Origin of the sequence: Amnibacterium endophyticum (assembly GCF_042680685.1) — a bacterium.
Taxonomy (GTDB): Bacteria; Actinomycetota; Actinomycetes; order Actinomycetales; family Microbacteriaceae; genus Amnibacterium; species Amnibacterium endophyticum.
In genome coordinates, this window is sequence record NZ_JBHUEA010000031.1 from 1 (window position 1) to 25,004 (window position 25,004).

Consider the following 25,004-nt stretch of genomic DNA (forward strand, 5'->3'; position numbering starts at 1 on the left):
GCGCGGGCGGTCCGCCACCCCCCCCCCGGCGCCCCGACCGCCCGCGCCCGCCCGGGCCAGCTCCGTCGCCGGGGTCAGCGTCGCCGCGAGCCGGTGCAGGTCGTCGCGCCGCCCCGGGGACACCGCCCGCGCCGCCGTGACGGCGTCCCACGCCTCCGCGAGCGCGCCGCCGGGCGTCGCGCGCGGCGCGGTGAGGTCCCTGCGGTCGGCGATCGCCGCCGTGTAGTCCGCGAGGCGGTCGAAGACGGCCGCGACCGCCGGCCGGGGGCCTCCCGCCTCGGGCCGCGCGACCGCGAAGGCGCACGAGAGCACCGCCGCCCATGCCCCGCCGAGGGCGAAGGCCCCGAGCAGCAGCGGCAGCGGCACCTGCGCGCCGAGTCCTGCGCCGACCGCGATCATCACGATCAGCTGCAGCGACGCGAACGACGCGACCGCGCCGATCGCGCTGCCGTACGCGGACACGGCACCGGCCAGCGCGACGAGGGCGACCGAGCCGGGGCCGGGCTCCAGCAGCAGGCGGCTGAGCGCCAGACCGACGAGTCCCGCGCCGCAGCCCGCGGCGATCCTCCGCAGCCGCTCGCCGAGCGGCCCGCCGCGGTCGCCGAACGCGCCCGTGAGGGCGCCGGTGGCCAGCAGCGCCCCGATCGCCACCTGCCCCGCGAGGACCCCGGCGAGCAGGGCGCCGCCGATCGTCGCCGCGTACCGGATCATCGCGGACCACGGCGGCGGAGCGGGCTTCGGCCGGACGACGGCCAGCAGCCAGTCGGGTGCGACCGGCTCGATGCGGCGCACCGCCTGCGGCATCGCCGCGGCGAGCCTCCGCGCCCGCCCGCCCGCCCTCATCCGCTCAGGATGCCGGTTCCGTGCCCACGAGACGGAGGAACCCGCTCAGCTCGGCGACCCCGTCCGCGTCGCGCGGCAGGGCGCCGGCGAGCTCGGGGGAGTGCACCAGGTGGGCGGCCCACTGCGCCCGCGAGATCGCGACGTTCATCCGGTTCCGGTTCAGCACGAAGCCGGCGCCCCGCGGCACGTCGGCGGGGCTCGACGCCGTCAGCGACACGATGGCGACCACGGCCTCCTGCCCCTGGAAGCGGTCGACCGTGCCGACGCGCACGCGGCGCAGCCCGGCGGCGTCGAGCACGGTGCGGATCAGGGCGACCTGCGCGTTGAACGGCGCCACGACGACGAGGTCCGTCTCCGTCAGCGGGTCGTCGACCCGCCCTGCGCCGGGATCGGTCCACGGCAGCCCGAGGTGCGCCCGGACGAGGTCGAGCACGACCCGCGCCTCGTCGACCGACTCGACCGCGTCGCCGGGGTGGTCCACGGGGACGGGGTGGAGGCCGGGTGCGACACCCGGTAGCGCGCGGGCGGCGGTCACCGCGTCGTGGGAGCGCAGCCGGCCCTCGTACGACAGGTCGGAGACCACCCGCGTGAGCGCGGGGTGCATCCGCCACGACTCGGGCAGGAACACGCCGTACTCGGCGGGCAGCACGTCGTGGCCCGCGGACAGCCAGCCCAGGGCCGAGGTGTCGACCGGCTCCGGGTGCAGCCCCTGGCTGACCTGCGGCAGCTGCTGCGGGTCGCCGAGCAGCAGCAGGTTCTTCGCCGACACCGCCGTGGCGACGGTGTCGGCGAGGGAGAACTGGCCCGCCTCGTCGATCACGAGCAGGTCCAGCTGCTTCCGCTCGACCGCGTTCGGGTCGGCGAGCGTCCAGGCCGTCGCGCCGAGCACGAAGCCGGATTGGCGACGCCGGCCCGTCCACAGCTGCACGCCGACGGGCCGGTTCGGCTCGATCGCGGTCCACGAGCCGACGGTCCCCGCCGACCCGATCCGCTTGCCGACGAGGTCGGGGTCGAGGCCCGCGTCGACGACGCGGTCGAGCAGGTTCTCGATGACCGGGTGGGACTGCGCGACGACGCCGACCCGCCAGCCGTGGTCCCGCACGAGGGAGGCGACGACCTGCGCGCCCACGTGCGTCTTGCCGGATCCGGGCGGGCCCTGCACGGCGAGGAAGGAGCGGTCGAGCCGCAGCACGTCCCGCACCACCGCCGCGGCGGTCGGGTCGGCGGGGGAGACGAGCGGGCCGCCGCCGACGAGCCGCGGCGGATCGCGGCGAAGCAGGTCGAGCACCGGGTCGCCGGCCGGCAGCCCCCCGACCACGCGGCGACCCCACTCGAGGATCGCGGCGCGCTGCGCGCGGGTCGGGATCGGCGCACCCGGGGTCAGCGCGAACGGCAGGGCGGTCCAGGGCTCGCAGGCGGTGCCGTCGCGCTGCCCGGCCTGCTCGACGACGACCACCGCGGTGCGCCCGTCCGGCAGCGCCGTCACCTCCCGCACCGCCCCCCGCGGGTGCTCGCCGCGCTGGCCGGCGGGCACCGGGTCGCAGCCGACCGGCACCGGGTCCGCGTACATGACGCTGCAGGCGTCGCCCGGCTTCAGCGAGCTGCCGGTGGCGAGCGCGCCGACGAGCCGGAGCGTGCGGCTCGCGGACCTCGCCCGGCCCTCCTGAGCCCAGGGCTCGAGGACCTCCGCCGTCTCGACGACGAGCACGTCCTTCTGGTCCGACCAGTCCTCGACGGGGGCGATCTCGCGGTCGTAGTGCGCCCACCAGAAGGCCTTGTCCTCGCGGCGGTGGTACTCGATCGCGGCGGCCGCGAGGGCGAGCGCCGTCTGCTCGGGGGTCCGCTCGGCGCGCGGCACGTCCGTCACGCGGGCGAGCAGCGCGTCGCGCACCGCGTCCTCCTGGCGCCCGATCGCCGCGTCGCGCTCCGGGTCGTCGGGCGCGGGCGGTCGGCGCGCGACCCCGTGCTCGTCGGCGAGCGCGAGCAGCCAGTCGCGCAGGCCGAGCGTCGAGGCGCAGTCGTACTCGTTGTAGTCCGCGATCTCGGCGAGCACCGCCTCGGCGGCCGCGGTGTCGCCGGCCACGGCCAGCCGGGTGTGCTCGACGTAGGCGTCGACGGACTCGGCACCCGTCGCCACCTCGCTCGTGCGCAGCCGGTCGCCCATGTAGAGCGGCTCGAGCCGCTTCAGGCTGAGGCTGCGGTCCGAGATGCGGATGCTGCGGCTGACGACCGGGTACAGGTCGACGAGCACGTGCTCCCGCAGCAGCTCGTCGAGGACCGCCTCGCCGACGCCGTGCCGCGCGCAGAGCGCCTGCAGGTGGCTGCGCTCGTAGTCGGCGTAGTGGTACACGTGCAGCCCGGGATGCTGCGCCCGCCGCTGCTGCAGGTAGGCGAGGAACGCCTGCAGCGCCGCCTTCTCGCCCGCGCGGTCGTGCGCCCAGAACGGCCTGTAGACGGTGCCCGCGCCGGCGTGCTCCACGACGCCGAACAGGTACTCGAGCCCCCAGGTGCGGCCGTCGTCGGTCCAGAGCGGGTCGCCCTCGAAGTCGAAGAAGACGTCGCCCTCGTCGGGCTCCGGCAGGGCGCCGAGCCCGGCCGGGTCGACCACGCGCGCCTCGACGCCGCCGCCGCGCTGCTCCGCCGCGAGCTGCAGCCCGGCCTGCAGCCGCAGCCGCTGCAGCGGCCCCGCGCCGATGCCCTCCACCGGCCCGGTGCTGACCGCGAGCTCGTCGATCGTGCGCACCCCGACCGCGGCGAGGCGGTCCCGCTGCCGGACGGTGAGGCGCCCGACCAGCAGCACGTCCCGCAGCGCCGTCACCTGCGCGGTGCACTCGGCGCACCGGCCGCAGGCGACGACGTCCGGGGCGCCCCAGCGGATCGGCCCGTCGACGGCGGCGATGCGCTCGTCGACCTGGCGGCGCAGGCGGCCGAGGCGCTGCTCGAGCACCGGCTCCACCTCCGCCAGCCGGTGCGTGGACGTGGTGCCGTCGCCGAGCAGCAGGTGCACGCGGTCGCCCATCGGCACGCCGAGGGCCGCCAGGGCGCCCGTGTAGGCGGCGACCTGCATCAGCGCGGTCACGCGCGCCCGCCTCGCGAGCTTCGTGTCCGCGACCTCCCACGCGTCGCCCGCCTTCAGCACGAAGTCCGCGAAGCCGACGAAGCGCCCGTCGAAGACGGTGGCCTGGAACACGACGTCGGCGCCGCCCGCGATCGCCTCGAGCGTCAGCCGCTGCGCCTCCGCGAGCGCGGCGGGGTCGCGGGAGTCCGCCGGTCGCGGGATCTCCGCGACCCCGCCCGGACGACCCGGCTCGTGCGGGCCGAGCTCGGCGCGGTAGGCGGCCAGCTGCCGCTCCTCGTGGGCGTCGCCCAGCCGGGCCGCGCGCTCGAGCAGCGCTTCGGCCGGGTCCGGTACGGCCTCCACCCGCCCGAGCCGCGCGTCGAGGCGCCGCAGCACCGCCCACTCGCACTCCGTCGCCGCCTTCAGGTCGGTCGCGGAGAGCACGGCGGCGCCGTCGATCAGGAACACGGCGGCACCCTAGGCACCCCCTCGGACACGCCGCGCCCCGACCGCCCGTCCTCCCGCGGGCAGGCACCGCGGACTTGCCCCTCCTTGCGCCGACACGCCGCTCGCGACCGCAAGAAGCGGCAAGTCCGCGGTTCCAGGCGGGAGGTCCGTGACGTCGTCAGGGGCATCGGCGACACTGTCGGGATGATCCGGCAGCGGGTGCAATGGCGGGCGGAGGACGTGCTCGGCGGGTTCTTCGCGGAGCAGCACCGCCTGGCGACCGGCAGCCGCAGCCAGCGGCTCCTGACCGCGGAGGCGGACCTCCGCGCCTGCCTCGAGGCGGTCGCGGCGGGCCTGCTCGACCCGAACGAGCACGCCCTCGTCGCCCTGGAGCACGAGTTCCACCCGGACGGCGCGGTCGCGCGGGTCGCGCTCGCCGCGGACCTGCTCACCGTGATCCCGGTGTGGCTCGACGACCCGCGCTGGCACGGGGAGGAGCAGGCCGACCGGATGCTCCGGATCCGCCTCGCCGAGCCGCTGATGGAGTGGATCGTCCGCCTGCCCGGCATCGGCGACGTCGGCCGCGCCGCGTGGCGGGTCGACGCCGCTGTGCGGCACGAGACGTGGCTGCTGCGCCAGGAGCGCGAGTCCGCCCGCCGCGACGCCGCCTGACCGCGGCCCGTCAGCAGGAGATCCGCCCTGCGGCAGGACATCCGACGGGCGGATCTCCTGCCGGAGGGCGGATGTCCTGCTGCAGGGCGCCGGCGCGCACCGGGCCCGGGGGTCAGACCGCGGCGGGCGCGGCCTCCTGGATCGTGTCCGGCTGGACGACCTGCTGCACCTGCGACTCCGGGACGACCGGGGTGCGGCGCCGGAACGCGACCGCGGCGATCACGCCGCCCGCCGCGAAGAACGCGGCGCACCACCAGTACGCGGTCGCGTAGCCGTGCACGGCCGCCTCGGCGCCGACGGCCGCGGTGAGCGGCGCGTGCGCGGCGAGGTAGTCCGTCACCGCGGTCGCGGCCAGGGTGTTCAGCAGCGCCGTGCCGATGGACCCGCCGACCTGCTGGCTCGTGTTCACGAGCGCGCCGGCGACCCCGGCGTACCGCCGGTCGACGCCGAGGGTCGCGGTCTGCATGGACGCGGGCATGATCGAGCCCATCCCGGCGCCCATGAGCATCAGCGGCACCAGCACGTCGGGCGCGTACGCGCTGTCGACGCCGAGGCGGGTGAGCAGCACCATCGCGGTCGCGGCGAGCGCCATGCCGATCGGCACCATGACCTTCGGCCCGAGGCGCGGCAGCAGCAGGTTCGTGCTCAGCTGCGCGGCGAGCACGAGCATCCCGATCATCGGCAGGAACGCGACGCCGGTCTGGACCGGCGAGTAGCCGAGCGTCGTCTGCACGTAGTAGGTGACGAAGAGGAAGACCCCGAACATGCCGATGCCGGCGATCATGACGGAGGCGTAGGCGGCCGAGCGGTTGCGGTCGCGGAGGATCGAGAGCGGCAGCAGCGGGCTGCCCGCCCGGCGCTGCCAGGCGACGAACGCGGCGAGCAGCACGGCGGCGCCGACGAGGAAGGCCCAGCAGGCGGGGGAGTCCCAGCCGTCGCGCTCCGCGTTCGAGAAGCCGAAGACGAGGCCGAACAGGCCGCCGGAGACGAGCAGCGTGCCCGGCACGTCCAGCCTCGGCCGCGGCCCGACGTGCCGGAGGGCGGGGACGAGCACGATCGCGCCGACGAAGGCGACGACGGCGATCACGTCGTTGATGTAGAGGTTCCAGCGCCAGTCGAGCCGTTCGGTCAGCACGCCGCCGAGCAGCAGGCCGATCGCGCCGCCGGCGCCGGCGAGGGCGCCGAAGATGCCGAACGCGCGCGCCCGCTCCTTCGGCACGGTGAAGGTGGTGGTGAGCACGGCGAGCGCGGTGGGCGCGAGCAGCGCACCGAAGACGCCCTGCAGGGCGCGGGCCGCGATCAGGACGCCGAAGGTGTCCGCGGCGCCGCCGAGGGCGCTGGCGAGGGCGAAGCCGACGAGGCCGATCAGGAAGGCGCGCTTGCGGCCGATGAGGTCGGACAGCCGGCCGCCGAGCAGCAGCAGGCTGCCGAAGGCGAGGGAGTAGGCCGTGACGACCCACTGCCGGTCGGCGTCGGAGAAGCCGAGGTCCGCCTGCGCGGACGGCAGCGCGATGTTCACGACGGTGGCGTCGAGCACGACCATCAGCTGCGCGAGCGCGACGACGGCGAGCGTCCACCAGCGGCGGCGGCCCGCCGGGGCGGCCCCTGCTGCGGGGGCCTGGAGGGGAGAGGTCATGGAGCAGGAGCGTATACGGAACGCGTGGGTTCCGGAAACCATCGGTTCCAGAACGCTGGCGTGTCGGATCGGGCGTACGATGTGGGGAACAGGAGGGACCGCCGCGATGACGCAGCAGGCACTCGCCGCGACCGAGGGCGAGCAGATCGACGTCGAGCAGAACGACGTCGAGCACGAGCAGGCCCGACCGGGACGCAAGCGCGACCACAGCCGCGACCCGGAGATCCTCGACGCCGCGATCGAGGTGCTCGCGGAGTGCGGGTACGACGGGATGACCGTCGACATGGTCGCGACCCGCGCGAAGGCGGGCAAGGCGACGGTCTACCGGCGGTGGCCGTCGAAGGCGCACCTCGTGATCGACGCGGTCGCGTGCATGAAGCAGGCGGCCTCCCGCGTGGAGGACCTGCCCGACACGGGCACGCTCCGGGGCGACCTGGTGGCGATGATCCGCCCGCACTCCCTGGAGGACAGCGAGCGGAAGATGCAGGTGATGGGCGGCCTCGTGTCGATGCTGTCCCGCGACCCCGGGCTGGCCGACGCCGTGAACGAGGCGATCACGGAGCCCCGCGCCCGGGTGAACCGGATGCTGATCCAGCGCGCGATCGACCGTGGCGAGGTGCGCCCGGGCGTCGACATCGACACCATCGCCCACATCGGCCCGTCCATGACGGCCTATCGCACCCTGGTGCAGCGCAGGCCGGTCGACCGCGACTTCCTGGTCGGGCTGATCGACGGCGTCGTGCTGCCCGCGCTCGGCCTGCCCGCCGGCGGGTAGGGCTCAGCGCTCCGGCTGCTCCTCGTCGGGGCCCGGCAGGTAGACGAGGCGCCCGTCCGCGTCGTAGGTCGTCGTGCCGGTCGCGTCGCGGAACAGCACCGGCATGCTCCCGGTGTCGGTCTGCCGCAGGTGCGCGGTCGGGGTCGGCAGCCCGGCGGCTCGCAGCGCTTCGGCCTCGGCGCGGAAGTGGAGGCGCACCTCCTCCGCCGCCCGGGCGTTCAGGTGCCAGTTGTCCGTGTAGGCGGGCAGGGTGCCGTAGCGCTGGCGCAGGTGGTGCCGGATGCGCCGCTGGTCGATGCCGAGCTCGCGCTCGAGGTCCGCAGGGGTGGTGTCGTCCGCCACGGCCGCAGCGTATCCGGCGGGTCGGACGCCCTCCTCACCCGTCGGAGCGCAGCCGCAGCACCAGCCGCAGCACGCCCGTCACGGCCGCGGGCAGCTCGTCCTCCGGCACTCCCGAGAACGGCGGCTGGAGCCGGTCCTCGAGCGGGACGACCGCGGCGATGCGGCGGCGGACCGCGGCGGGCAGGTCGTAGTCCGTCAGCGCCGCGAGCACGTGCCGCAGCTCGTCCGCGACGGGCTGCGGCAGGTCCGGCAGCAGCCGCAGGGGGCGCTCGAGCAGGCCGGCGGCATCGCCCTCCTCGAGCGGCTCGAGCACCTCGCCGACGAGCACGAGGTCGACCGCCATGAGCCCGGTGCGGGTGCTCCCGTCGACGACGGGGAGGTCGACGATCCGCCGGACGAGCGCGGCGGCGCGCTCGTCGTCGCCCGCGTCGAGCGCCGCGATCGCCTTCTCGGCGAGGGTGTCGCCCGCGGTGATCCAGGCGTCGAGGGCCTCGCCGCGCTGCTCGCCGTCCGCGCTGCGCAGCGCGCCCAGCGGTCTCGCCCGGGCCCGGTCCTGCTGTGCGCGGAGGGCGTCGAAGTCGTCGTCCGTGAGTCTCGCCACCGCACGAACCTAGGCGTCGAGCTGCTCGAGCGCGGCCCTCGCCCGCTCGAGCCGCGCCTCGACCGGCTCCTCCCACCACCTGGGGCCCCGCTCGCCGAGGCCGTGCTTCGCGAGGTCGACCCGGCGCCGCGCCGCGGCGGCGGCGGCGTCGTCGCCGGCGCGTTTCGCGACGCCGACCGCCGAGCGCGCGGCGCCGAGCCTGGACCTAAGCGCGGCCGCGAGGTCCTCCGGCAGCGCCGGATCGCTGCGCCGCCAGCGCCGCCCGTCGAGGACGATCCAGTGCTCGTCGTCCTCGGTCACGCCGTCATCCTGGCCCTCCCGCCGTCCTCACGGGCTCGCGCGGCATGCTCGCTCGCATGGCGGACGACCAGCAGCAGCCGGACCTGCGCGACCTGCTGAGCGGCCTCGGGCGCAGCGTCGCCGACCGGGTGCGCCAGGAGCGCGACGCGGCGGCCGACGGCGCGGGCCTGCTGCGCGAGGCGACCGGGGCCCTGGGCGGCTTCGTCAGCGGGGTCGGGCAGGACGTGGCGGGGCTCGTGCGGCAAGAGCTCGCCTCCGCCCGCTCCGAGGTCGCCGCCTCCGCCCGGGCGGGAGCCCGCGGCGCGGGCCTGCACGGCGCCGCGGCCGCGACCGGCAACACCGCCGTGCTCTTCACCGGCGTCGCGCTCTGGCGGGGGCTCGGCAACCGGATCGGCTACGCGCGCTCGGCGGTCGTCGTGGCGGGGATGAGCGGCGCTGCGACCGCGGTGCTCGCGTCCCGCGGCGCGGCGGAGCTGGGCCGCGTGCAGCGCGCCCGCCGCCGCCCGGCCGATCAGCGGTAGAGGCCCTGCCCGTAGGACTCGGGGCGGTAGTAGGCGTCGAGCTCCTCGATGGTGCGCTCGTCCGGCTCGAGCGCTTTCGCGAGCACCGCCCGCCGCGGCACGGCGTCCGGCGCCCAGGTCTCCGGCTCCCACAGCCGCGAGCGCATGAACGCCTTGGCGCAGTGGGAGAAGACCTCCTCGATCTCGACGACGACCGCGAGCAGGGGCCGGTGGCCCTTCACGACCATCGCGTCGAAGAACGGCGCCTCGGACACCAGCCGGGCCCGCCCGTTGATCCGTAGCGTGTCCCCGCGGCCGGGGATCAGGAACTCGAGCCCGACGTGGGGGTTCGCGAGGATGTTGCGGTAGCCGTCCGCCCGCCGGTTGCCCGGCCGCTCCGCCAGCGCGACGGTCGTGTCATCGATCACGTGCACGAGCTCGCCGGCCGGGTCGCCCTTCGGCGACGCGTCGCAGCGCCCGTCGGCGTCCGCGGTGGCGACGACGCAGAACGGCGAGGCGGCCAGCCACGCCCGGTCCTCGGCGCGCAGCGCCGGGCGCGCCTTGTCCCGGGCGCGGGCGTTCGGCTCGCCGATCAGGGCGACGAGCGCCGCCTCGTCGTCGACCGTCGTCCAGTCCTCGATCGTCGCCATACGGCGACGCTACGCCGGACACGCGGCCCGCGACCGGCGCGCTCCCGTGTCGGCTGCTTATCCTCGCGGCACGATGCGTGCAGGCACTGGACTCCGACCCACCCCGACCCGACGAGGCGCCGGGAGGGCCGCCGCGTGAGCGGCGAGCACGACGGCCCGCGGCCCTGGTCGCGGCAGGCGCTGGAGCACGGCGGCTTCGCCGGCTTCGTCCCCTTCTCGCAGCTGCCGGAGGCCGGGGTGCCGCAGGCGCCCGGGGTGTACGCGGTGCTGCGGACGTCCGGTGCCGCCCCGATGTTCATGCGCGAGTCGAGCGGCGGCCGCTTCAAGGGCAAGGACCCGGCGATCGCCCCGGAGGCGCTCGAGCGCGCCTGGGTCGACGGGCCGGAGGTCGTGTACATCGGCAAGGCGACGCGCGGCAGCGCCGGGCGCCGCGGGCTCGAGAAGCGGCTCGACGAGTACCGCCGCTTCGGCGCGGGCGAGCCGGTCGGCCACTGGGGCGGGCGGGCGATCTGGCAGCTCGCGGACCGCGACGAGCTGCTCGTCGCGTGGAACGCGACGGAGGAGGACGCGGCGGCGGTCGAGTCGCGGATGCTCGGCGACTTCCGCGACCGCTACGGCGTGCTGCCCTTCGCGAACCTCCGCCGGTAGCGCGCTTCACCGGAGGTCACACGGCGCAGACGTCCGGGCGTTCGTGCTTAGGGTCGAGCACGTGCTCACGACCCTGCTGCTCACGCTCGCGCTGGTCGCCGTCGCGACCGGCGCCGGGCTGCTCTGGCGCGCGCTCGACGGCCGGCGGCGGCGCGGCTCCGGCCGGCTGGTGCGCCCCGCGGACGTCGCGCTCGAGCCCGGTGCCTTCGGCGACGAGGGCACGCTGCTCCAGTTCTCCACGGAGTGGTGCGCGCGCTGCCCGGCGACCCGACGCCTGCTCGGCGAGGTCGCGGGCCGGACGCCCGGGGTGCGGCACGCAGACGTCGACCTGACCGACCGCCCGGAGCTCGCGACCCGCTTCGACGTGCTGCAGACCCCGACCGTGCTGGTCCTCGACGCCCGCGGCGCCGAGGTGGCGCGGTTCTCCGGCGCCCCGCGCGCGGCGGACGTCGACGAGCTGCTCGCCGGTCTGCGCCCGGCCGGCCTCGCGGAGGCCCGCTCGTGAGCGCCGCCGACCGCCTCCCCGCCGACCGGGTGGACCCGCGCGGCCCGCGCTTCGGCGCCGGCATCACCGCCGTGCTGCTGCTCGTCGACTTCGTGCTCGCCGTCGGCGGCGCCCCGCTCGCGGCGCTGATCCTCACCGCCGCGCTCGCGCTGCTGTTCGCGTGGGGCGCGTTCGCCGGGATCCGGCGCCACCCCTGGGGCCGGATCTACGCCCGGTTCGTCCGGCCGCGGCTCGCCCCGCCCGCCGAGACGGAGGACGTGCGGCCGCCGACCTTCGCGCAGGGCGTCGGCTTCGTCATCACCGCGCTCGGCGTGCTGCTCGCCCTCGTGGGGGTGCCGGCGGCCCTGCCGGTGGCGATCGCGCTCGCCTTCATCGCGGCGTTCCTCAACTCGGTGTTCGGCTTCTGCCTCGGCTGCGCGATGTACCTCGGGCTCGCGCGCGCCTTCCCGCGGCTCGTCGGGGTCTGACCAGCCGCTCCGTCTCCGGGGTCACTAGGGTCGGGGGCCCAGGGCGGCTCGTGGCGGCCGGAGCAGGGGGCGCGGATGACCGAGACGGCTCGCCAGAACGCGGAGGGCGTGCAGCAGAGCACCTGGTTCCGCGGGCTCGCCCGCTTCGGCTTCGCCGCGAGCGGCCTCGTGCAGGGGCTCGTCGGGGTGCTGGCGATCCAGGTGGCCGTGCAGGGCGGGGGTCAGGAGGCCGACCAGTCCGGCGCGCTGAAGGCCCTTGCGCAGGCGCCGTTCGGGGCGGTCGTCGTCTGGCTCGTCGCGATCGGCGGCCTCGCGCTCGCGCTCTGGCTGGTCGTCGACGGCTTCCTCGAGCGCGGTTCTGACGCGAAGCGCGTCTGGAAGGAGCGGGTGAAGGCCTGGGGCAAGGCCGTCGTCTACGGGGCCGTCGGGGTGACCGCGCTCAGGACGGTGCTCGGCGCTTCGCAGGACTCGAGCCGCTCCGCGAGGCAGGGCAGCTCCACCGTGCTCTCCCTGCCGGGCGGCCAGATCCTGCTCGGCCTCGTCGGGGTCGGCGTGGTCGTCATCGGCGTCGCGCTCGTCCACCGCGGGGTCACGAAGGGCTTCCTCGAGACGATCCGCGTGCCGTCGGGCTCCCGCGGCCGCGCGGTCGTCGTGCTCGGCCAGGTCGGCTACGTCGCACGCGGCGTCGCGATCGCGGTCGTCGGTATCCTCTTCGTCGTGGCCGCCTGGCGCACCGACCCCGGTGCCGCCTCCGGCCTGGACGGGGCGTTGCGCGCGTTCGCGGGCCTGCCGTTCGGCCGCGTGGTCCTCGCGGCCATCGGCGTCGGCTGGATCGCCTCCGGCGTCTACCTGGTCGCGCGGGCGCGTCTGGCGCGGCTGGACTGATCAGGTCGGCCGGACCGATCAGAGCGGCTCGACCGGGTACTGCCGCACGGGTCAGGGCGCGGGCGTCAGCAGCAGCGGCAGCGCGCTGACCACGGCGATGCCGAGCCCGACGAGCACCGGTGCGACGCGCGGCGCCAGGCGCTCGTGCAGGCGCGGCGGGCGCTCCGCGGGGTCGACGGAGGGGACGACGAAGAGCTTCGGGGGCATGCGGGCCTCTGGGGGAAGGCGGGGACCGGATCGGGTGGTCCGGCCCTCGCAGGGTCCGCTTCCGCGTGTCGCGCCCGCAAGCCCCCGAACGGGCGGATCAGCCCTGCTCGCGCAGCATCCCGAGGTCGCGCAGGCGCGTCGCGGTCTCGACGATGGTGTCCTCCGCCGGCCGCGGCCGGAAGCCGAGCTCCGCCTTCGCCCGGTCGTTGCGGATCTGGAGCGGCGCGGGCTCGTCGCCCGCGGCCTCCGCGGTCGGCACGCGCGCCGCGAGCGGCCCGAGCCGGTCCCGCAGCACCTGCGCGACGTCGAGGAAGGTCCTGGTCGGGCCGTCGGCGAGCGCCAGGTAGCGCCGGCCGGCCGCCGCCGGGGTCCGCATCGCCGCGCGGTGCAGCCGCGCGACGTCCCGCACGTCCGCGATCCCGAAACGCTGCCGGGGGACCGCGGACATCGTGCCGTCGAGCATCGCGATGAAGAGCTGCAGGGACGATCGCGCCTCGGTGGTGAGCGTCGGCCCGGCGATCCACGTCGGGTTGAGGACGACGAGCTCGAGCCCGCCGCCGTCGCGCTCGACGAGGTCCCATGCAGCGCGCTCCGCGACCGCCTTCGACCGCGGGTAGGCGGGCAGCCCCGGGGTGTCCGGATCGGTCCAGTCGGTCTCGTCGTAGTCGCGAACGGGCTTCGGGGTGTAGCCGACCGCCGCGAACGACGACGTCAGCACGACCCGGCGGACGCCGGCGTCGCGGGCCGCCCGCAGCAGCCGCAGCGCACCGTCGCGGGCCGGCCCGACCACCGCGTCCGGATCGGTGGTCTGCACCATGGGGGAGGCGAGGTGGTGGACCTCCTCGACGCCCTCGACGGCGTCGGCCCACCCGTCGTCCGCCGTCAGCGACGCGACCACGACGCTCAGCCCGGCGTCGTCGGCGCCCGCGCGCCGCACGGCCTCGCGCACCGCGGCGGCGCGCTCGGGCGCCCGCACGGTCGTGCGCACGGAGCCGCCGTCGAGCAGCAGGTCGGCGATCAGGCGGGTCGCGAGGTAGCCGGTCCCGCCGGTGACGAGCACCTCGCTCATCGCAGGCTCCCCTCGAGCGCCGGGAGGATTTCCTCCACGCGCTGCTTCGCCGTCGCCTCGGCCCGGGCGTCACCGCGGTCGCGGGCGTCCCACAGCGCCGCCTTCTCCGCCAGGTACCGCACGTGCACCGTCAGGCGCTCGATCTCCGCCTCGATCCGGCGCGCGTGCCGCGTCAGCAGGTCGCGCTGCTCGCCGGCGGCGACCGCACCGAGCGCGCGGTTCGCCTGGTAGGTCCGCATGTCCTCGATGCCGACGCCCATCCCGCGCAGGCAGGCGAGCGCCTGCAGCGCGTCGAGGTCGGCCTCGGAGTACCGCCGGTGCCCGCTGTGCTCCTCGCGCGCGATCGGCCCGATCAGGCCGATCTCCTCGTAGTAGCGCAGCGTCGGGGCCGGCAGCCCGGTCCTCGACTCCGTCTCGCGCATCGTCATCGTGCTCATTCGCTCAGTGGAGCAGACCTCAAGCGCTCGAGGTCAAGCGCGGTTGCCGCCGACCCCGCAGAGGCGGTCTGATGACCGCATGGAACAGGTCGAGTCCGCCGACGGCACCCGGATCGCGTTCGAGCGGATCGGGGAGGGGCGGCCCGTCGTGATCGTCGGCGGCGCGTTCTCGACGCGTGAGGCCGGGGTGCCGCTCGCCCGTGCGCTGGCGGACGCGGGGCTGCAGGGCGTCTCGGTGGACCGCCGCGCCCGCGGCGACAGCACCGACACGGCGCCCTACGCGCCCGAGCGGGAGGCGGAGGACCTCGCCGCCGTGCTCGAGGCGGTCGGCGGCGGCGCGCTGCTCGGCCACTCGTCCGGCGCCGTGCTCGCGCTGCTGGCCGCCGGGGTCGGCGTGCCGGCCTCGTACCTGTTCCTGTCCGAGCCGCCCTTCCGCTTCGGGGAGGGGGAGCCCGCGGACGACCTGCCCGAGCGCCTCCAGGCCCTCGTCGACGCGGGCCGCGGCGACGACGCGGTCGTGCTGTTCCAGCGGGAGGCGGTGGGGCTGCCCGACGCCGTCGTCGAGCAGATCCGGTCGAGCCCGATGTTCGCGTCGCTCGTGCCGCTCGCGCAGTCCGTCGTCCACGACGCGCTGCTCACGCGCGCGACGTCGACGCCGACCGCGGCGATGCTCGCGGTGCGTTCGCCCGTGACCATCCTCCGCGGCGAGCCGACGTTCCCGATGCTCGTGACGGCCTCGGAGCGGCTCGCGGCCGCGATCCCGCAGGCCGAGCTCGTCGTGGTGCCCGAGTCGCACGACCACGGCGTCGACCCGGGAGGGACCGCTCGCGAGGTCCGCCGGCGCCTGCAGGGCTGAGGCGCCGGCATCGACGCGCCGGACGCGCCGGCGCGTCCGGGCGCTTCAGCGCAGGTGGCCGCTGTGCGCCGGCAGCGGGCGGCACACGCTCCGCACCGCCGTCACCTGCTCGATCGCCCAGTTCCTGATGACGACCAGGGGCTTCGACACGAAGGTCTCCTTCTTCCGGCGGGATGCGGTGCCCATGCTCTCCGCGGCACCCGTTCGGGGGGCGCAGCGACACGCCGTCGCCGACCGCGGTCGGCGACCTGCACGATGGGCGCATGGTCCTCATCGCCGTGCACGGCGCCGCCGCCCGCTTCCTGCCCGCCGAGCGCGGCACCCTCGCCCTCGGGCTCGCCCTGGAGCACGCCGACCGGGAGGTCGTCGTCCGCGACGTGGCTGCGCTGCACGAGCGGCTCGTCGCGGACGCGAAGTCGTTCGTCCACCGCGGCGCGGCGACCTGGTGGGGCAGCGACCAAGTCCGGGTCCACTCCGTGCGCCGCTACCGCAAGGACAGCGAGGTGGCGGACGTCGTGCAGGCCGCGGCCGCCGAGGTCCGCGTGAAGTTCCGCGACTTCGGCGCCCTGTCCGACTGGGTCGAGCAGGCCGGGTCGCTCGAGGGCGTCACCGTGGCCGACATCGACTGGACGGTGACCGAGGCGCACCGGACGCAGGTGCAGCGGGAGGTGCGCGTGCAGGCCGTGCGCGACGCGACGCAGCGCGCCGAGGCGTACGCCGCAGCCATCGGTGCCGAGAGCGTCGAGCTGCAGGCGCTGTGGGAGCCGGGGCTGCGCCCGGGCGCGGATTCGCACGCCGGTGGCGGATTCACCACCCGCGCGATGCTGTCGGCCTCGGGCTCGTCCGGGTTCGAGCTGCGGCCGGACGACATCGAGATCGCCGCGGAGGTGACCGCGGACTTCCTCGTCCGCCTGCCGGCCTGACGACGGGGCGCTCGCCGAGAGCCGCCCGGAGGTCGCGGGCGTAGCGTCCGCACCATGTCCGACTCCACGACCCCCGTCGACACGTACGACCTCGCCGGCTACCGCGTGCACCGCGTCGGCTTCGGCGCGATGCAGTTGCCGGGACCGGGCGTGATGGGCCCGCCGAAGGACCACGACGCCGCGATCGCGGTGCTGCGCCGCGCCGTGGAGGCGGGCGTGAACCACATCGACACGGCCCAGTTCTACGGGCCGGACGTCAGCAACGCGCTGATCCGCGAGGCGCTGCACCCGTACGCCGACGATCTCGCGCTCGTCTCGAAGGTGGGGGCGAGGCGCGACGCGAACGGCGCCTGGAACCCGGCGCAGCGGCCGGAGCAGCTGCGCGAGGACGTGGAGCAGAACCTCCGCTCCCTCGGCGTCGAGCGCCTCGCCGCGGTGAACCTCCGGCTGCACGGCGACGACGGGTCCATGGACGAGGGGGAGCACGTCGCGCTCGAGGACCAGCTGGCCGAGATGGTCCGCATGCGGGACGACGGCCTGATCGCGGGCGTCGGCATCTCGACCGCGACCCTCGCCCAGGTGCGGCAGGCCTTCGAGCAGGCGGGCGTCGTGACGGTGCAGAACGCCTACAGCCTCCTGTCGCGCGACGACGAGGACGTCCTCGGCTTCTGCGCGGAGCACGGGATCTCCTACGTGCCGTACTTCCCGCTCGGCTCCGCGTTCCCGGGCCAGCCGAAGGTCGTCGAGGACGCCGAGGTGCAGGCCGTCGCCGCGGAGGTCGGTGCGACGCCCGCCCAAGTCGGCCTCGCATGGCTGCTCGCGCACGACCCGAACGTGCTGCTGATCCCCGGCACCTCCTCGCTCGAGCACCTGGAGCAGAACCTCGCGGTCGCCTCCGTACGCCTCGCCGACGAGCAGGTCGCCCGGCTCGACGCCGTCGCGCCGCCGCGCTGACCCGGACGCTTCCCGGCTACTCCTTCCCGTGCGGGTCGCGGGCGTTCACCGCGGCGACGACCTGGGGGTAGTCGCCGCGGCGCTCGGCGAAGCGGAGGAGGCCGACCCGCTCGACCAGGACCTCGTCGGCGTCGGGCTGCGTCTCGAGCAGCCCCATCACCTCGTCGGCGAAGGCGTCGAGCGGCATCGCGTCCTCGTTCTCCGCGTGCCCCGGCAGCAGGTCGCTCCGCACCGCCGGCGGCACCAGCTCCACGACGCGCACCGAGGTGTCGGCGAGCTGCAGCCGGATCGACTCCGACAGCTGGTGGATCGCCGCCTTCGAGGCGTTGTAGGAGGGCGTCGCGGCGAGGGGGACGAAGGCGAGGCCGCTGGAGACGGTCACGATCGTCGCCGCCTGGCGCTGCTGCAGGTGCTCCGCGAAGGCGGCGATGAGCCGGATCGGGCCGAGCACGTTCGTCGTGACGACCGCCTCGGCGGACGCGAGGAAGCCCTCCGGCGCGTGCCAGTCCTCCACGCGCATGATGCCCGCCATCGCGACGAGCACGTCGAGGTCGGGGTGCGCGGTGAGCACCTCCGCGGCGGCCTCGCGGATGCTCGCCGGGTCGGCCGTGTCGATGCGCACCGTGTCGAAGCCGTGCTCGTCGCGGAGACGCTCGAGCAGCTCGGTGCGGCGACCGCCGATGATCACGGTGCTGCCGCGGGCCTTGAGGCGCAGCGCGAGGGCGAGGCCGATGCCGCTGGTCGCGCCGGGGATGAAGATCGTGCTCGAGGTGGTGTCCATGGCCTCGATCGTGCGCGGCGGGGTGCGCCGGCGGCAGAGCGCGCTCATCCCCGGATCGCGGGTCCCTGGCTCGCCCTCCGCCCGAGCGGCACACTCGAGGGGTGGACCGCGCCGCGCTCGCCGACTTCCTCACCCGGCACCGGAGCGCGCTGCGACCGGAGCACGTCGGGCTCGCGCCGGGCGCGCGCCGCCGGGTCGAGGGACTGCGCCGGGACGAGGTGGCGCACCTCGCCGCGATGTCGAGCGACTACTACGCGCGGCTCGAGCAGCAGCGCGGCCCGCAGCCGAGCACCCAGATGCTCGCCGCGCTCGCCCGGGCGCTCCGGCTGACCCGCGACGAGCGCGACTACCTGTACCGCGTCGCCGGGCACAGCGCGCCGGACGCCGTCACGGCCGACGACCACGTCGCGCCCGCGCTGCTGCGGGTGCTCGACCGCCTGGAGGACACGCCGGCGCTGATCCTGTCCCGCCTCGACGAGGTGCTCGTGCAGAACGACCTCGCCCGCGCGCTGCTCGGCGACGTGAGCGCGTTCACCGGGCTGGAGCGGAGCGCCGCCTACCGCTGGTTCGTGCACCCCGAGCGCGAGCGCGCCCACTACCCGGCGGACGACCACGACCGGCAGAGCCGAGCGCAGGTCTCCTCGCTCCGCGCCGCGTCCGCCGAGCTGGGACCGCGGTCGCGGGCGGCGGAGCTGGTGCGCGAGCTGCAGCAGCGCAGCCCCGAGTTCGTGGCGCTGTGGGAGCAGCACGAGGTGCGGCGCCGCTTCGCGGATCGCAAGACCCTGCTGCACCCCGAGGTCGGCGCCATCGAGGTGCACTGCCAGGCGCTGTTCACCGAGGACGGCTCGCAGACCCTGCTCGTCCTCACGCCCGCGCCGGGCAGCGAGGCGGAGAGCCGGCTGCGGCTGCTCGCGGTGCTCGGCACCCAGCGCATCGCCGCGGGGGAGTAGCGCAGCGGGCTCGAGTCCCTTCGCATCCGCTGAGATCGGGAAGGCCGAGACCGCTGCGTCCGGTTGTCCTCCCCATGCAGCAGCGCGCACTGGGACAGCACGGCCTCGAGGTCTCCGAGCTCGGCCTCGGGACGATGGGGATGACGATGGCGTACGGCCCGGGAGGCGACCGGGACGACAGCGTCGCGGTCATCCGGCGGGCGCACGAGCTGGGCGTCACCTTCTTCGACACCGCCGAGCTGTACGGGATGGGCAAGGGCCTGAACGAGCAGATCGTGGGCGAGGCCGTCGCGCCGTTCCGCGACGAGGTCGTGATCGCCACGAAGTTCGGCTTCTCCTTCGACGCCGACGGCAACCGCACCGGGATGGACAGCCGCCCGGAGCACATCCGCGAGGTCGCGGAGCGCAGCCTGAAGTGGCTCGGCACCGACGTGATCGACGTGCTCTACCAGCACCGCGTCGACCCCGACGTGCCGATCGAGGACGTCGCCGGTGCCGTGCGGGCGCTGATCGACGAGGGGAAGGTCCGCTACTTCGGGCTGTCGGAGGCGGGCCCGCAGATCATCCGCCGCGCCCACGCCGTGCAGGCGGTGTCCGTGCTCCAGACCGAGTACTCGGTGTTCGAGCGCCAGGTGGAGGCCGAGATCCTGCCCGTGCTCCGCGAGCTCGGCATCGGGTTCGTGCCGTACTCGCCGCTCGGCCGCGGCTTCCTGACCGGCGACGTGAAGCCGGCGGAGGAGTACGACGAGGGCGACTTCCGCCGCACGAACCCGCGCTTCCAGGGCGAGAACTACCGCCGGAACAAGGAAGCGATCGACCGGCTCTCCGAGCTGGCCGAGTCGAAGGGCATCACGACGCCGCAGCTCGCGCTCGCGTGGCTGCTCGCCCAGGGCGACGACATCGCGCCGATCCCCGGCACCCGCAGCCCGAAGCGGCTCGAGGAGAACGTGGGCGCCGCGGAGGTCGAGCTCACCGCGGACGACCTCGACCGCATCCAGCAGATCGTGCCGGAGGGCGCCGCGGGCGCGCGGTACGCGGAGGGCGCCGTCCCCGTCTGGGAGTGAGCAGGTCGACCGGGACCTCCTCGGAGGTCCCGGTCCGGGTGCTGCCCAATCGAGGATCACGGCTGCTCGGCTCCCGTCCGACGGCCGGGCGCACACTGAACGCATGCGACGAAGCAGCACGACGCTCTCCACGCTGCTGAAGCGGCGGGTGATCGAGCTGTTCGCCGGGCAGCCCGCGGGCTCCGTCGACTTCACGGTGACCGCGGACCTGGGCACGCCGATGGCGGACGGCACCGTCCTGCTCGGCGACCTCTACCGCCCGCTCGATGCCGGCCCGCAGCCGGTCGTGCTGATCCGCACGCCGTACGGCCGCTCGCAGCTGCTCGGCCGGGTGTTCGCGACGGTGCTGGCGCGACGCGGGTTCACCGTCTTCCAGCAGTCGGTGCGGGGCACGTTCGGATCGGGCGGCGTCTTCCGGCCCTTCACGGACGAGCACCGGGACGGGCTCGACACCCTGGCTTGGGTGCGGCGGCAGGAGTGGTGCGACGGCCGGGTCGCGACGACGGGCGCCAGCTACTTCGGGCACACGCAGTGGGCGGTCGCGCCGTACGCCGACCCGCCGCTCGTCGCCTTGTCGCTGCACATCACCTCCGCCTCCATCCGCGACCTCTTCTACGAGCACGGCGCCCCGGGCTCGTTGAACGCGATCGGCTGGAGCGACTCGATCGCCCGGCAGGAGGAGCCGCAGCCGGCACCCCTGCTGGCAGGCTTCGGGCGTCGCCGCCGCGTCGTGCGGGCTTTGAGCACGCGACCGCTGCGGGAGGCGGACGTGACGTCGACGGGGCAGCCGGTGCCGTTCTGGCGCGACTTCACCGAGCACGCGGCCCCCGGCGACGCGTTCTGGGACGTCGCGGACCACGACGGGGCGGATCTGACCCGCATGCCGCCGGTGAACATGGTGACGGGCTGGTGGGACCTGTTCCTGCAGGCGCAGCTGCACGACTACGCAGCGCTCCGAGCAGCGGGCGTGCCCGCCCGCCTGACCATCGGCCCGTGGCTGCACGGCCGGCGGCCGGAGCTGCAGGAGATCCTCCGCTCCGACCTCGAGTGGCTGGAGCACCACCTGCAGGGCGGCCCGGCGCCGGAGGGCGCGGCGGTGCGCGTGCAGCTGCAGGGCACGGACGACTGGCTCGGGTTCGAGACCTGGCCGCCGCCGCAGGCCACGACGGACCGCCGGTACCTCACGGCGGACGCGGCCCTCGCCGCCGAGCCGCCCGAGAGAGCGGTGCCGCCGAGCACGTTCACGTTCCACCCGGACGACCCGACGGTCTTTGACGGCGGGCCGCTGCTGTTCGCCCCCGCTGCGCAGACCGACGACTGGCGGGCGGAGCAGGGCATCGACGTCCTCGTGCTCACGGGACAGGTCGAACCGGCGGACCTCGACGTCGTCGGACCGGTCCGGGCCACGCTGCACGTGCGGCCGGAGCGCGACCACGCGGACGTGGTGGTGCGCCTGTGCGACGTGGACGAGCAGGGCGTCTCCCGCAACGTGGTCGACGGCATCCGCCGACTCGACCCGAAGACGGTGCCCGCTGACGACGTGACGGTCGGCGACGACGGCGTGCTGACGGTGGACGTCGAGCTGTTCCCGACCGCCTACCGCTTCGCGAAGGGCCACCGCCTGCGGCTGGTGGTGGCGGGCGGCGCCTTCCCGCGCTTCGCGCCGAACCCGGGCACCGGCCGCTCGCTCGCCGAGAGCACGGACGGCCCGCCCTGCCGCTTCGAGGTGTTCCACGACGCGCAGCACCCCTCGCACCTGCGGCTCCCGGTGCTGCCCGCGGACGCGGCGCGGGTTCCGGCCCCGGGGAGCCCGGTGCGCTCCTGATCCGCCGTCGCGGACCGCAGGGGTGCACATCGCGGGGACCGAGCCCCGCCGGAGCTCCCGCACGACCGCACCCTCAGGCTCGAGCGGCCGCCCTCCCTACGCTTGAGCGGTCGCGCAGCGCCGCATCGGCGGCATCCCGCGCAGGAGGAGGAGCCGCATGAAGGTCGTCGTCACCGGATCTCGGGGCAAGGTCGGTCGCGCGACGGTGCAGGCGTTCGTCGACGCCGGGCACGACGTCACCGGCGTCGACCTGGTACGGCCCGTCTTCGACGCGGGTGTCGTCGTGCCCGGACGCTACGTGATGGCGGACCTGACGGACGCGGGCTCGGCGTTCTCCGTCGTCGCCGGCGCGGACGCGGTCGTGCACGTCGCCGCGATCCCGCAGCCGACCTCGCACCCGGCGCACGTCGTGCTGCAGACGAACCTGATGTCGACGTTCAACCTCATCGAGGCGGCGGTGCGGTTCGGCGTGCCGCGGTTCGTGAACGTGTCGAGCGAGAGCATCGTCGGCAACTTCTTCCCCGAACGCCCCTTCCTGCCGGACTACCTGCCGATGGACGAGGAGCACCCGCTGAAGCCGCAGGACCCGTACGCGCTCTCGAAGTCGTTCGGGGAGCAGCTGATGGACGCCGCGGTGCGTCGATCCGACATCAAGGCGATCTCGATCCGCCCGTCGACCGTGCACAACGAGGACAACTACGAGTCGAACCTCGGCAAGCAGGTGCGGGACCCCTCGAACCTGTCGGCGAACTTCTGGAGCTACATCGACGCGGACGACCTGGCGGACGCGCTGGTGCTCGCGGCCGAGTCGGATCTGCCCGGCCACGAGGTCTTCTACATCGCGGCGGCGGACAACGCGGGCGGGCACGACTTCGCCGAGCAGCTGCACCGCTTCTACGGCGACCAGATCGAGCTGAGGCCGCTGGACCGGGTCGACGCGTCCGGCATCTCGACGGAGAAGGCGCGTCGCCTGCTCGGCTGGACGCCGAAGCGCTCGTGGCGCGACTACCTCGATGCGGACGGGAGGGCGCTGCAGCGCTGACGCCCGTCCTGACTGCCGGGCCGAGCGGAGGCCGACGAGGCGGATGTCGGGTGCCGGGCGGCCCGCGCGGCGACGCTGACCTCAACACCTCCGGATGCGTTGTCAACGGGCCCCGGTGACAAGCGACAGGAATGTACCGAGCAGCGTGACGAACAGAGCAAGCAGGGCGGGCAGCACGGCCATCGCGAACCCGAGGGCCACGAACCCTGCGAGAAGGCGACGAGCACGCGTGCGGCCGCGAGCCGGTCTCGGCCGCCTCATCACCGGGCGCGGCTGATCCACGACACGGTGCTGCGGCACCGTACGCAGTTCGAGGAATCGAGCAGTCGGATCGGGCTCTTGAGCCGCATCTGCATCTGCCCCCCAGGTTGCGGGAAGGGCGGCGGCGTCCGCGATCTGCTGCACCTGCTCGGAGCTGAGCTTCTCGGGTCGGCTGGTCAGGTAGCCGACGACGCCTGCCGACGTCACTGCGGCGACCCTGGGGACACCCACGCTCGCCAGCCTTCTGGCGCGCACGAACACGAGCAGCGGCGTGACTGAAATCCCTACATCGCTGAAGGCCGAGATCGACGTCGACACCTCGTCGCATCGGCGGAGGAGTTCGCGCTGGTAGCCGGACTGCTCGAATCCGTTGATCCAGACGACGTGCTCACCGACTCGGATGGTCTTGTCAGCGTGGTGCTTCGTGTTGATCACGAACACGCCGCCAGGACCGATGACCAGGTGATCGATGTCCGCTCCCGCGGAGCCGGCTGGAACGGCATGCAGCACGTGCCAGCCGGAGGGCAGGAATGCGAGTTCATGGCCGACGATCTGTTCCCCGATCACGCCGACGTGCCAGGAGCGCAGATCTGCGGGAACGATGGAGTCCGCAGATCCTCGGAGGTCCATCTGCGTCAACAAGTAGGTCATCGCTGCATGACCCGGCACGCGGCCGCGGAGGGTGAGGATCGGCTCCGGAAGATCGGGCGCGTGCTGGTGCTCGCTCAACGACACGGTCGCACCCTCCTTCTTTCTCAAGGTCGAATCCTTCGACGCTAAAGAAAAGGAGTGTGCGAATAACAGCCCTTCAACTGGGCAATGCTCGATCCCGAAATCCTCCGATACGAGAGGACGAATGCTGCGACGAGAAGAGTGCAGGTGTTCTTCGCTGACCGGGGGGCTCGTGGGCGCGAGATCGCTCCCGCATCGGCGGCGACTCGGCTCAAACGCGCCGGATCGCACCTCGCAGCGCGGCGATGTCGCGGTAGCCGTCGACGGCCATCGTCAGGTCGGCCTCCGCGAGCAGGCTGCGCACCACGTGCTCCACGCCTCGCTGACCGGCGATCGCGAGGCCGTGAACGTGGGGGCGGCCGATCGCGACGGCGGTCGCGCCCAGGCCGAGCGCCTTCACGACGTCGACGCCGGAGCGGACGCCGGAGTCGAAGACCACGGGTGCGGCCCCGGCCGCCTCGACGACGCCCTCGAGCAGGTCGATCGCCGGGATGCCGCCGTTCGCCTGTCGGCCGCCGTGGTTCGAGCAGACGATGCCGTCCATGCCGCCGTCGATCGCGCGCTTCGCGTCGTCCGGTGCGCAGATGCCCTTCAGCAGGATCGGCAGGGAGGTCATCGAGCGGAACCAGGCCAGATCGTCCCAGGTCATCCAGGGGTTGCCGAACAGCGAGGCCCAGAGCCGCACGACCGCCTCCGGCCCGCTGCCGCCCTGCTCGGCGAGCAGCGCCTGGAAGCGTGAGTCGGTGAGGTAGTTCGCCAGGCAGCGGCCCTGCAGCATCGGCAGGTACCCGCGCTGCAGGTCGCGCGGCCGCCAGCCGTTGACCCAGGTGTCGAGCGTGATCACGATCGCCGAGTACCCGGCGGCCTCCGCGCGGTGCACCAGGTGCTCGGCGAGCTCTCGGTCGGCCGGCGGGTAGAGCTGGAAGAGGCCCGGGGTGCCGCCCTGCTCCTGCCGCACCTGCTCGAGGGGCGCGTCGGAGAGCGTGGAGGCGATCATCGGCACGCCCGTCGCTGCCGCGGCGCGGGCCGTCTGCAGGTCGCCGTCCTCGGCCACGACGCCGAGCACGCCGACGGGCGCGAGCAGCAGCGGGCTCGGCAGCCGCAGCCCGACCAGCTCGACCGACAGATCGCGCTGCGAGGCACCGACGAGCATCCGAGGCAGCAGGCCGTAGTGCTCGAAGGCCGCCGCGTTCGCGGTCTGGGTCGTCTCGTCGCCGGCTCCGCCCGCGACGTAGCCCAGCACGGCCGGGTCCATCGCGGCCGAGCCCTGGCGCTCGAGCTCGGCGTAGGACATCGGCAGGTCCGGGGATCGGCCGAGCGCGCCCTCGAGGTAGATGCCGAGCTGGTAGTCGCTGTAGGCCACGGTGCCTCCGTCGTTCGAGCCGCACGGCGCGGCGCACTGATGAGCCAAGCACCCGCTCCTCATCGCTGGACGACCTGCACGACGTCCAGGTCGCACACCGGCGCACCTCGTCCCATGCTCGGAGACGTTCCGGTTCAGAACGGGGTGTTGTCGTCCTCCTCGTCGATGGCGGTGCCGTCGTCGGCCCAGCGGATCGTGGGACCGGTCTTGG

General features: G+C 74.8%; 27 protein-coding genes. 14 read left to right on the top strand and 13 right to left on the bottom strand.

The window, feature by feature from the left end; genetic code table 11:
* Both ACFSBI_RS15025 and ACFSBI_RS15030 read right to left on the bottom strand, forming a co-directional pair.
* The coding region (locus tag ACFSBI_RS15025) for a hypothetical protein (RefSeq protein ID WP_377936343.1) at positions 1–843 on the bottom strand (843 nt) is incomplete at its 3' end.
* A 4-nt stretch (positions 844–847) separates the two neighbouring features.
* Entirely contained in the window at positions 848–4,369 is a 3,522-nt protein-coding gene (locus ACFSBI_RS15030; RefSeq protein WP_377936345.1) for a TM0106 family RecB-like putative nuclease, read from the bottom strand.
* 183 nt (positions 4,370–4,552) lie between these two features.
* Here ACFSBI_RS15030 and ACFSBI_RS15035 point away from each other — a divergent pair, with 183 nt between their 5' ends.
* Entirely contained in the window at positions 4,553–5,020 is a 468-nt protein-coding gene (locus tag ACFSBI_RS15035) for a hypothetical protein (protein ID WP_377936347.1), read from the top strand.
* Positions 5,021–5,132: 112 nt separating this feature from the next.
* On the opposite strand, the gene ACFSBI_RS15040 is transcribed toward ACFSBI_RS15035, so the two are convergent.
* Positions 5,133–6,656 carry an MFS transporter gene (locus tag ACFSBI_RS15040; protein WP_377936349.1) on the bottom strand — a complete coding sequence of 508 codons (1,524 nt, stop codon included), beginning with the start codon at positions 6,654–6,656 and terminating at the stop codon, positions 5,133–5,135.
* 106 nt (positions 6,657–6,762) lie between these two features.
* Here ACFSBI_RS15040 and ACFSBI_RS15045 point away from each other — a divergent pair, with 106 nt between their 5' ends.
* On the top strand, positions 6,763–7,431 hold the full coding sequence (locus ACFSBI_RS15045) for a TetR/AcrR family transcriptional regulator (protein ID WP_377936351.1): 669 nt from the start codon (positions 6,763–6,765) through the stop codon (positions 7,429–7,431).
* Between the two features lie 3 nt (positions 7,432–7,434).
* Here ACFSBI_RS15045 and ACFSBI_RS15050 read toward each other — a convergent pair whose 3' ends face one another.
* From ACFSBI_RS15050 to ACFSBI_RS15060, 3 genes are read right to left on the bottom strand one after another with little or no spacing between them, the layout of a single operon-like run.
* Entirely contained in the window at positions 7,435–7,773 is a 339-nt protein-coding gene (locus ACFSBI_RS15050) for a hypothetical protein (protein ID WP_377936353.1), read from the bottom strand.
* Positions 7,774–7,807: 34 nt separating this feature from the next.
* On the bottom strand, positions 7,808–8,374 hold the full coding sequence (locus ACFSBI_RS15055) for a hypothetical protein (protein WP_377936355.1): 567 nt from the start codon (positions 8,372–8,374) through the stop codon (positions 7,808–7,810).
* A 9-nt stretch (positions 8,375–8,383) separates the two neighbouring features.
* Complete coding sequence (locus ACFSBI_RS15060; protein WP_377936356.1) at positions 8,384–8,674, bottom strand: biopolymer transporter Tol; 291 nt, start codon at positions 8,672–8,674, stop codon at positions 8,384–8,386.
* A 56-nt stretch (positions 8,675–8,730) separates the two neighbouring features.
* On the opposite strand from ACFSBI_RS15060, the gene ACFSBI_RS15065 reads away from it, so the two are divergent.
* On the top strand, positions 8,731–9,195 hold the full coding sequence (locus ACFSBI_RS15065; RefSeq protein ID WP_377936358.1) for a phage holin family protein: 465 nt from the start codon (positions 8,731–8,733) through the stop codon (positions 9,193–9,195).
* Here the strand turns inward: ACFSBI_RS15065 and ACFSBI_RS15070 are convergent.
* Positions 9,186–9,824: an MSMEG_1061 family FMN-dependent PPOX-type flavoprotein gene (locus ACFSBI_RS15070; protein ID WP_377936360.1), complete on the bottom strand. Its 639-nt coding sequence runs from the start codon at positions 9,822–9,824 to the stop codon at positions 9,186–9,188. The two genes, ACFSBI_RS15065 and ACFSBI_RS15070, sit on opposite strands and share 10 nt — an antisense overlap.
* Positions 9,825–9,959: 135 nt before the next feature.
* Between ACFSBI_RS15070 and ACFSBI_RS15075 the strand changes: the two genes are divergently transcribed.
* The 4 genes from ACFSBI_RS15075 to ACFSBI_RS15090 all read left to right on the top strand — a co-directional run bounded on the left by ACFSBI_RS15075 (position 9,960) and on the right by ACFSBI_RS15090 (position 12,329).
* Positions 9,960–10,472, top strand: coding sequence for a hypothetical protein (locus tag ACFSBI_RS15075; RefSeq protein WP_377936362.1), 513 nt, complete (start codon positions 9,960–9,962; stop codon positions 10,470–10,472).
* A 61-nt stretch (positions 10,473–10,533) separates the two neighbouring features.
* Complete coding sequence (locus tag ACFSBI_RS15080) at positions 10,534–10,977, top strand: thioredoxin family protein (protein WP_377936364.1); 444 nt, start codon at positions 10,534–10,536, stop codon at positions 10,975–10,977.
* The gene (locus ACFSBI_RS15085) at positions 10,974–11,444 is read left to right on the top strand and encodes a DUF4395 domain-containing protein (RefSeq protein ID WP_377936365.1); all 471 of its coding nucleotides are present in this window, start codon (positions 10,974–10,976) and stop codon (positions 11,442–11,444) included. Before ACFSBI_RS15080 ends, ACFSBI_RS15085 begins: the two co-directional genes overlap by 4 nt.
* A 75-nt stretch (positions 11,445–11,519) precedes the next feature.
* Positions 11,520–12,329, top strand: a complete 810-nt coding sequence (locus tag ACFSBI_RS15090) for a DUF1206 domain-containing protein (protein WP_377936367.1) — start codon at positions 11,520–11,522, stop codon at positions 12,327–12,329.
* 51 nt (positions 12,330–12,380) lie between these two features.
* Here ACFSBI_RS15090 and ACFSBI_RS15095 read toward each other — a convergent pair whose 3' ends face one another.
* From ACFSBI_RS15095 to ACFSBI_RS15105, 3 genes are all read right to left on the bottom strand, one after another.
* On the bottom strand, positions 12,381–12,536 hold the full coding sequence (locus ACFSBI_RS15095) for a hypothetical protein (protein ID WP_377936369.1): 156 nt from the start codon (positions 12,534–12,536) through the stop codon (positions 12,381–12,383).
* A gap of 97 nt (positions 12,537–12,633) precedes the next feature.
* Positions 12,634–13,605 (bottom strand): NAD-dependent epimerase/dehydratase family protein, encoded by a 972-nt coding sequence (locus tag ACFSBI_RS15100; RefSeq protein ID WP_377936371.1) that lies wholly within the window; start codon positions 13,603–13,605, stop codon positions 12,634–12,636.
* Positions 13,602–14,042 (bottom strand): MerR family transcriptional regulator, encoded by a 441-nt coding sequence (locus ACFSBI_RS15105; protein ID WP_377936373.1) that lies wholly within the window; start codon positions 14,040–14,042, stop codon positions 13,602–13,604. The genes ACFSBI_RS15100 and ACFSBI_RS15105 overlap by 4 nt, the downstream gene beginning before the upstream one ends.
* Positions 14,043–14,121: 79 nt before the next feature.
* Between ACFSBI_RS15105 and ACFSBI_RS15110 the strand changes: the two genes are divergently transcribed.
* From ACFSBI_RS15110 to ACFSBI_RS15120, 3 genes are all read left to right on the top strand, one after another.
* The gene (locus ACFSBI_RS15110; RefSeq protein ID WP_377936375.1) at positions 14,122–14,898 is read left to right on the top strand and encodes an alpha/beta fold hydrolase; all 777 of its coding nucleotides are present in this window, start codon (positions 14,122–14,124) and stop codon (positions 14,896–14,898) included.
* 263 nt (positions 14,899–15,161) lie between these two features.
* Positions 15,162–15,821: an SIMPL domain-containing protein gene (locus ACFSBI_RS15115; RefSeq protein WP_377936377.1), complete on the top strand. Its 660-nt coding sequence runs from the start codon at positions 15,162–15,164 to the stop codon at positions 15,819–15,821.
* A 54-nt stretch (positions 15,822–15,875) separates the two neighbouring features.
* Entirely contained in the window at positions 15,876–16,775 is a 900-nt protein-coding gene (locus tag ACFSBI_RS15120; RefSeq protein WP_377936379.1) for an oxidoreductase, read from the top strand.
* Positions 16,776–16,791: 16 nt separating this feature from the next.
* Here the strand turns inward: ACFSBI_RS15120 and ACFSBI_RS15125 are convergent, their stop codons facing one another.
* Positions 16,792–17,556: an SDR family oxidoreductase gene (locus tag ACFSBI_RS15125; protein WP_377936381.1), complete on the bottom strand. Its 765-nt coding sequence runs from the start codon at positions 17,554–17,556 to the stop codon at positions 16,792–16,794.
* A gap of 101 nt (positions 17,557–17,657) precedes the next feature.
* Between ACFSBI_RS15125 and ACFSBI_RS15130 the strand changes: the two genes are divergently transcribed.
* From ACFSBI_RS15130 to ACFSBI_RS15145, 4 genes are all read left to right on the top strand, one after another.
* Positions 17,658–18,506 carry an MmyB family transcriptional regulator gene (locus ACFSBI_RS15130; protein WP_377936383.1) on the top strand — a complete coding sequence of 283 codons (849 nt, stop codon included), beginning with the start codon at positions 17,658–17,660 and terminating at the stop codon, positions 18,504–18,506.
* A 74-nt stretch (positions 18,507–18,580) separates the two neighbouring features.
* Positions 18,581–19,570: an aldo/keto reductase gene (locus tag ACFSBI_RS15135; RefSeq protein WP_377936385.1), complete on the top strand. Its 990-nt coding sequence runs from the start codon at positions 18,581–18,583 to the stop codon at positions 19,568–19,570.
* A 103-nt stretch (positions 19,571–19,673) separates the two neighbouring features.
* Positions 19,674–21,395: a CocE/NonD family hydrolase gene (locus ACFSBI_RS15140; RefSeq protein ID WP_377936387.1), complete on the top strand. Its 1,722-nt coding sequence runs from the start codon at positions 19,674–19,676 to the stop codon at positions 21,393–21,395.
* 157 nt (positions 21,396–21,552) lie between these two features.
* The gene (locus ACFSBI_RS15145; protein WP_377936389.1) at positions 21,553–22,437 is read left to right on the top strand and encodes an NAD-dependent epimerase/dehydratase family protein; all 885 of its coding nucleotides are present in this window, start codon (positions 21,553–21,555) and stop codon (positions 22,435–22,437) included.
* Positions 22,438–22,539: 102 nt separating this feature from the next.
* On the opposite strand, the gene ACFSBI_RS15150 is transcribed toward ACFSBI_RS15145, so the two are convergent.
* Together ACFSBI_RS15150 and ACFSBI_RS15155 are read right to left on the bottom strand one after the other, a co-directional pair.
* A complete protein-coding gene (locus ACFSBI_RS15150) occupies positions 22,540–23,457 on the bottom strand; it encodes a nuclease-related domain-containing protein (protein WP_377936391.1) in 918 nt (305 codons plus the stop codon).
* A 184-nt stretch (positions 23,458–23,641) separates the two neighbouring features.
* Positions 23,642–24,793, bottom strand: a complete 1,152-nt coding sequence (locus tag ACFSBI_RS15155) for an alpha-hydroxy-acid oxidizing protein (RefSeq protein ID WP_377936393.1) — start codon at positions 24,791–24,793, stop codon at positions 23,642–23,644.
* Positions 24,794–25,004: the final 211 nt, after the last annotated feature.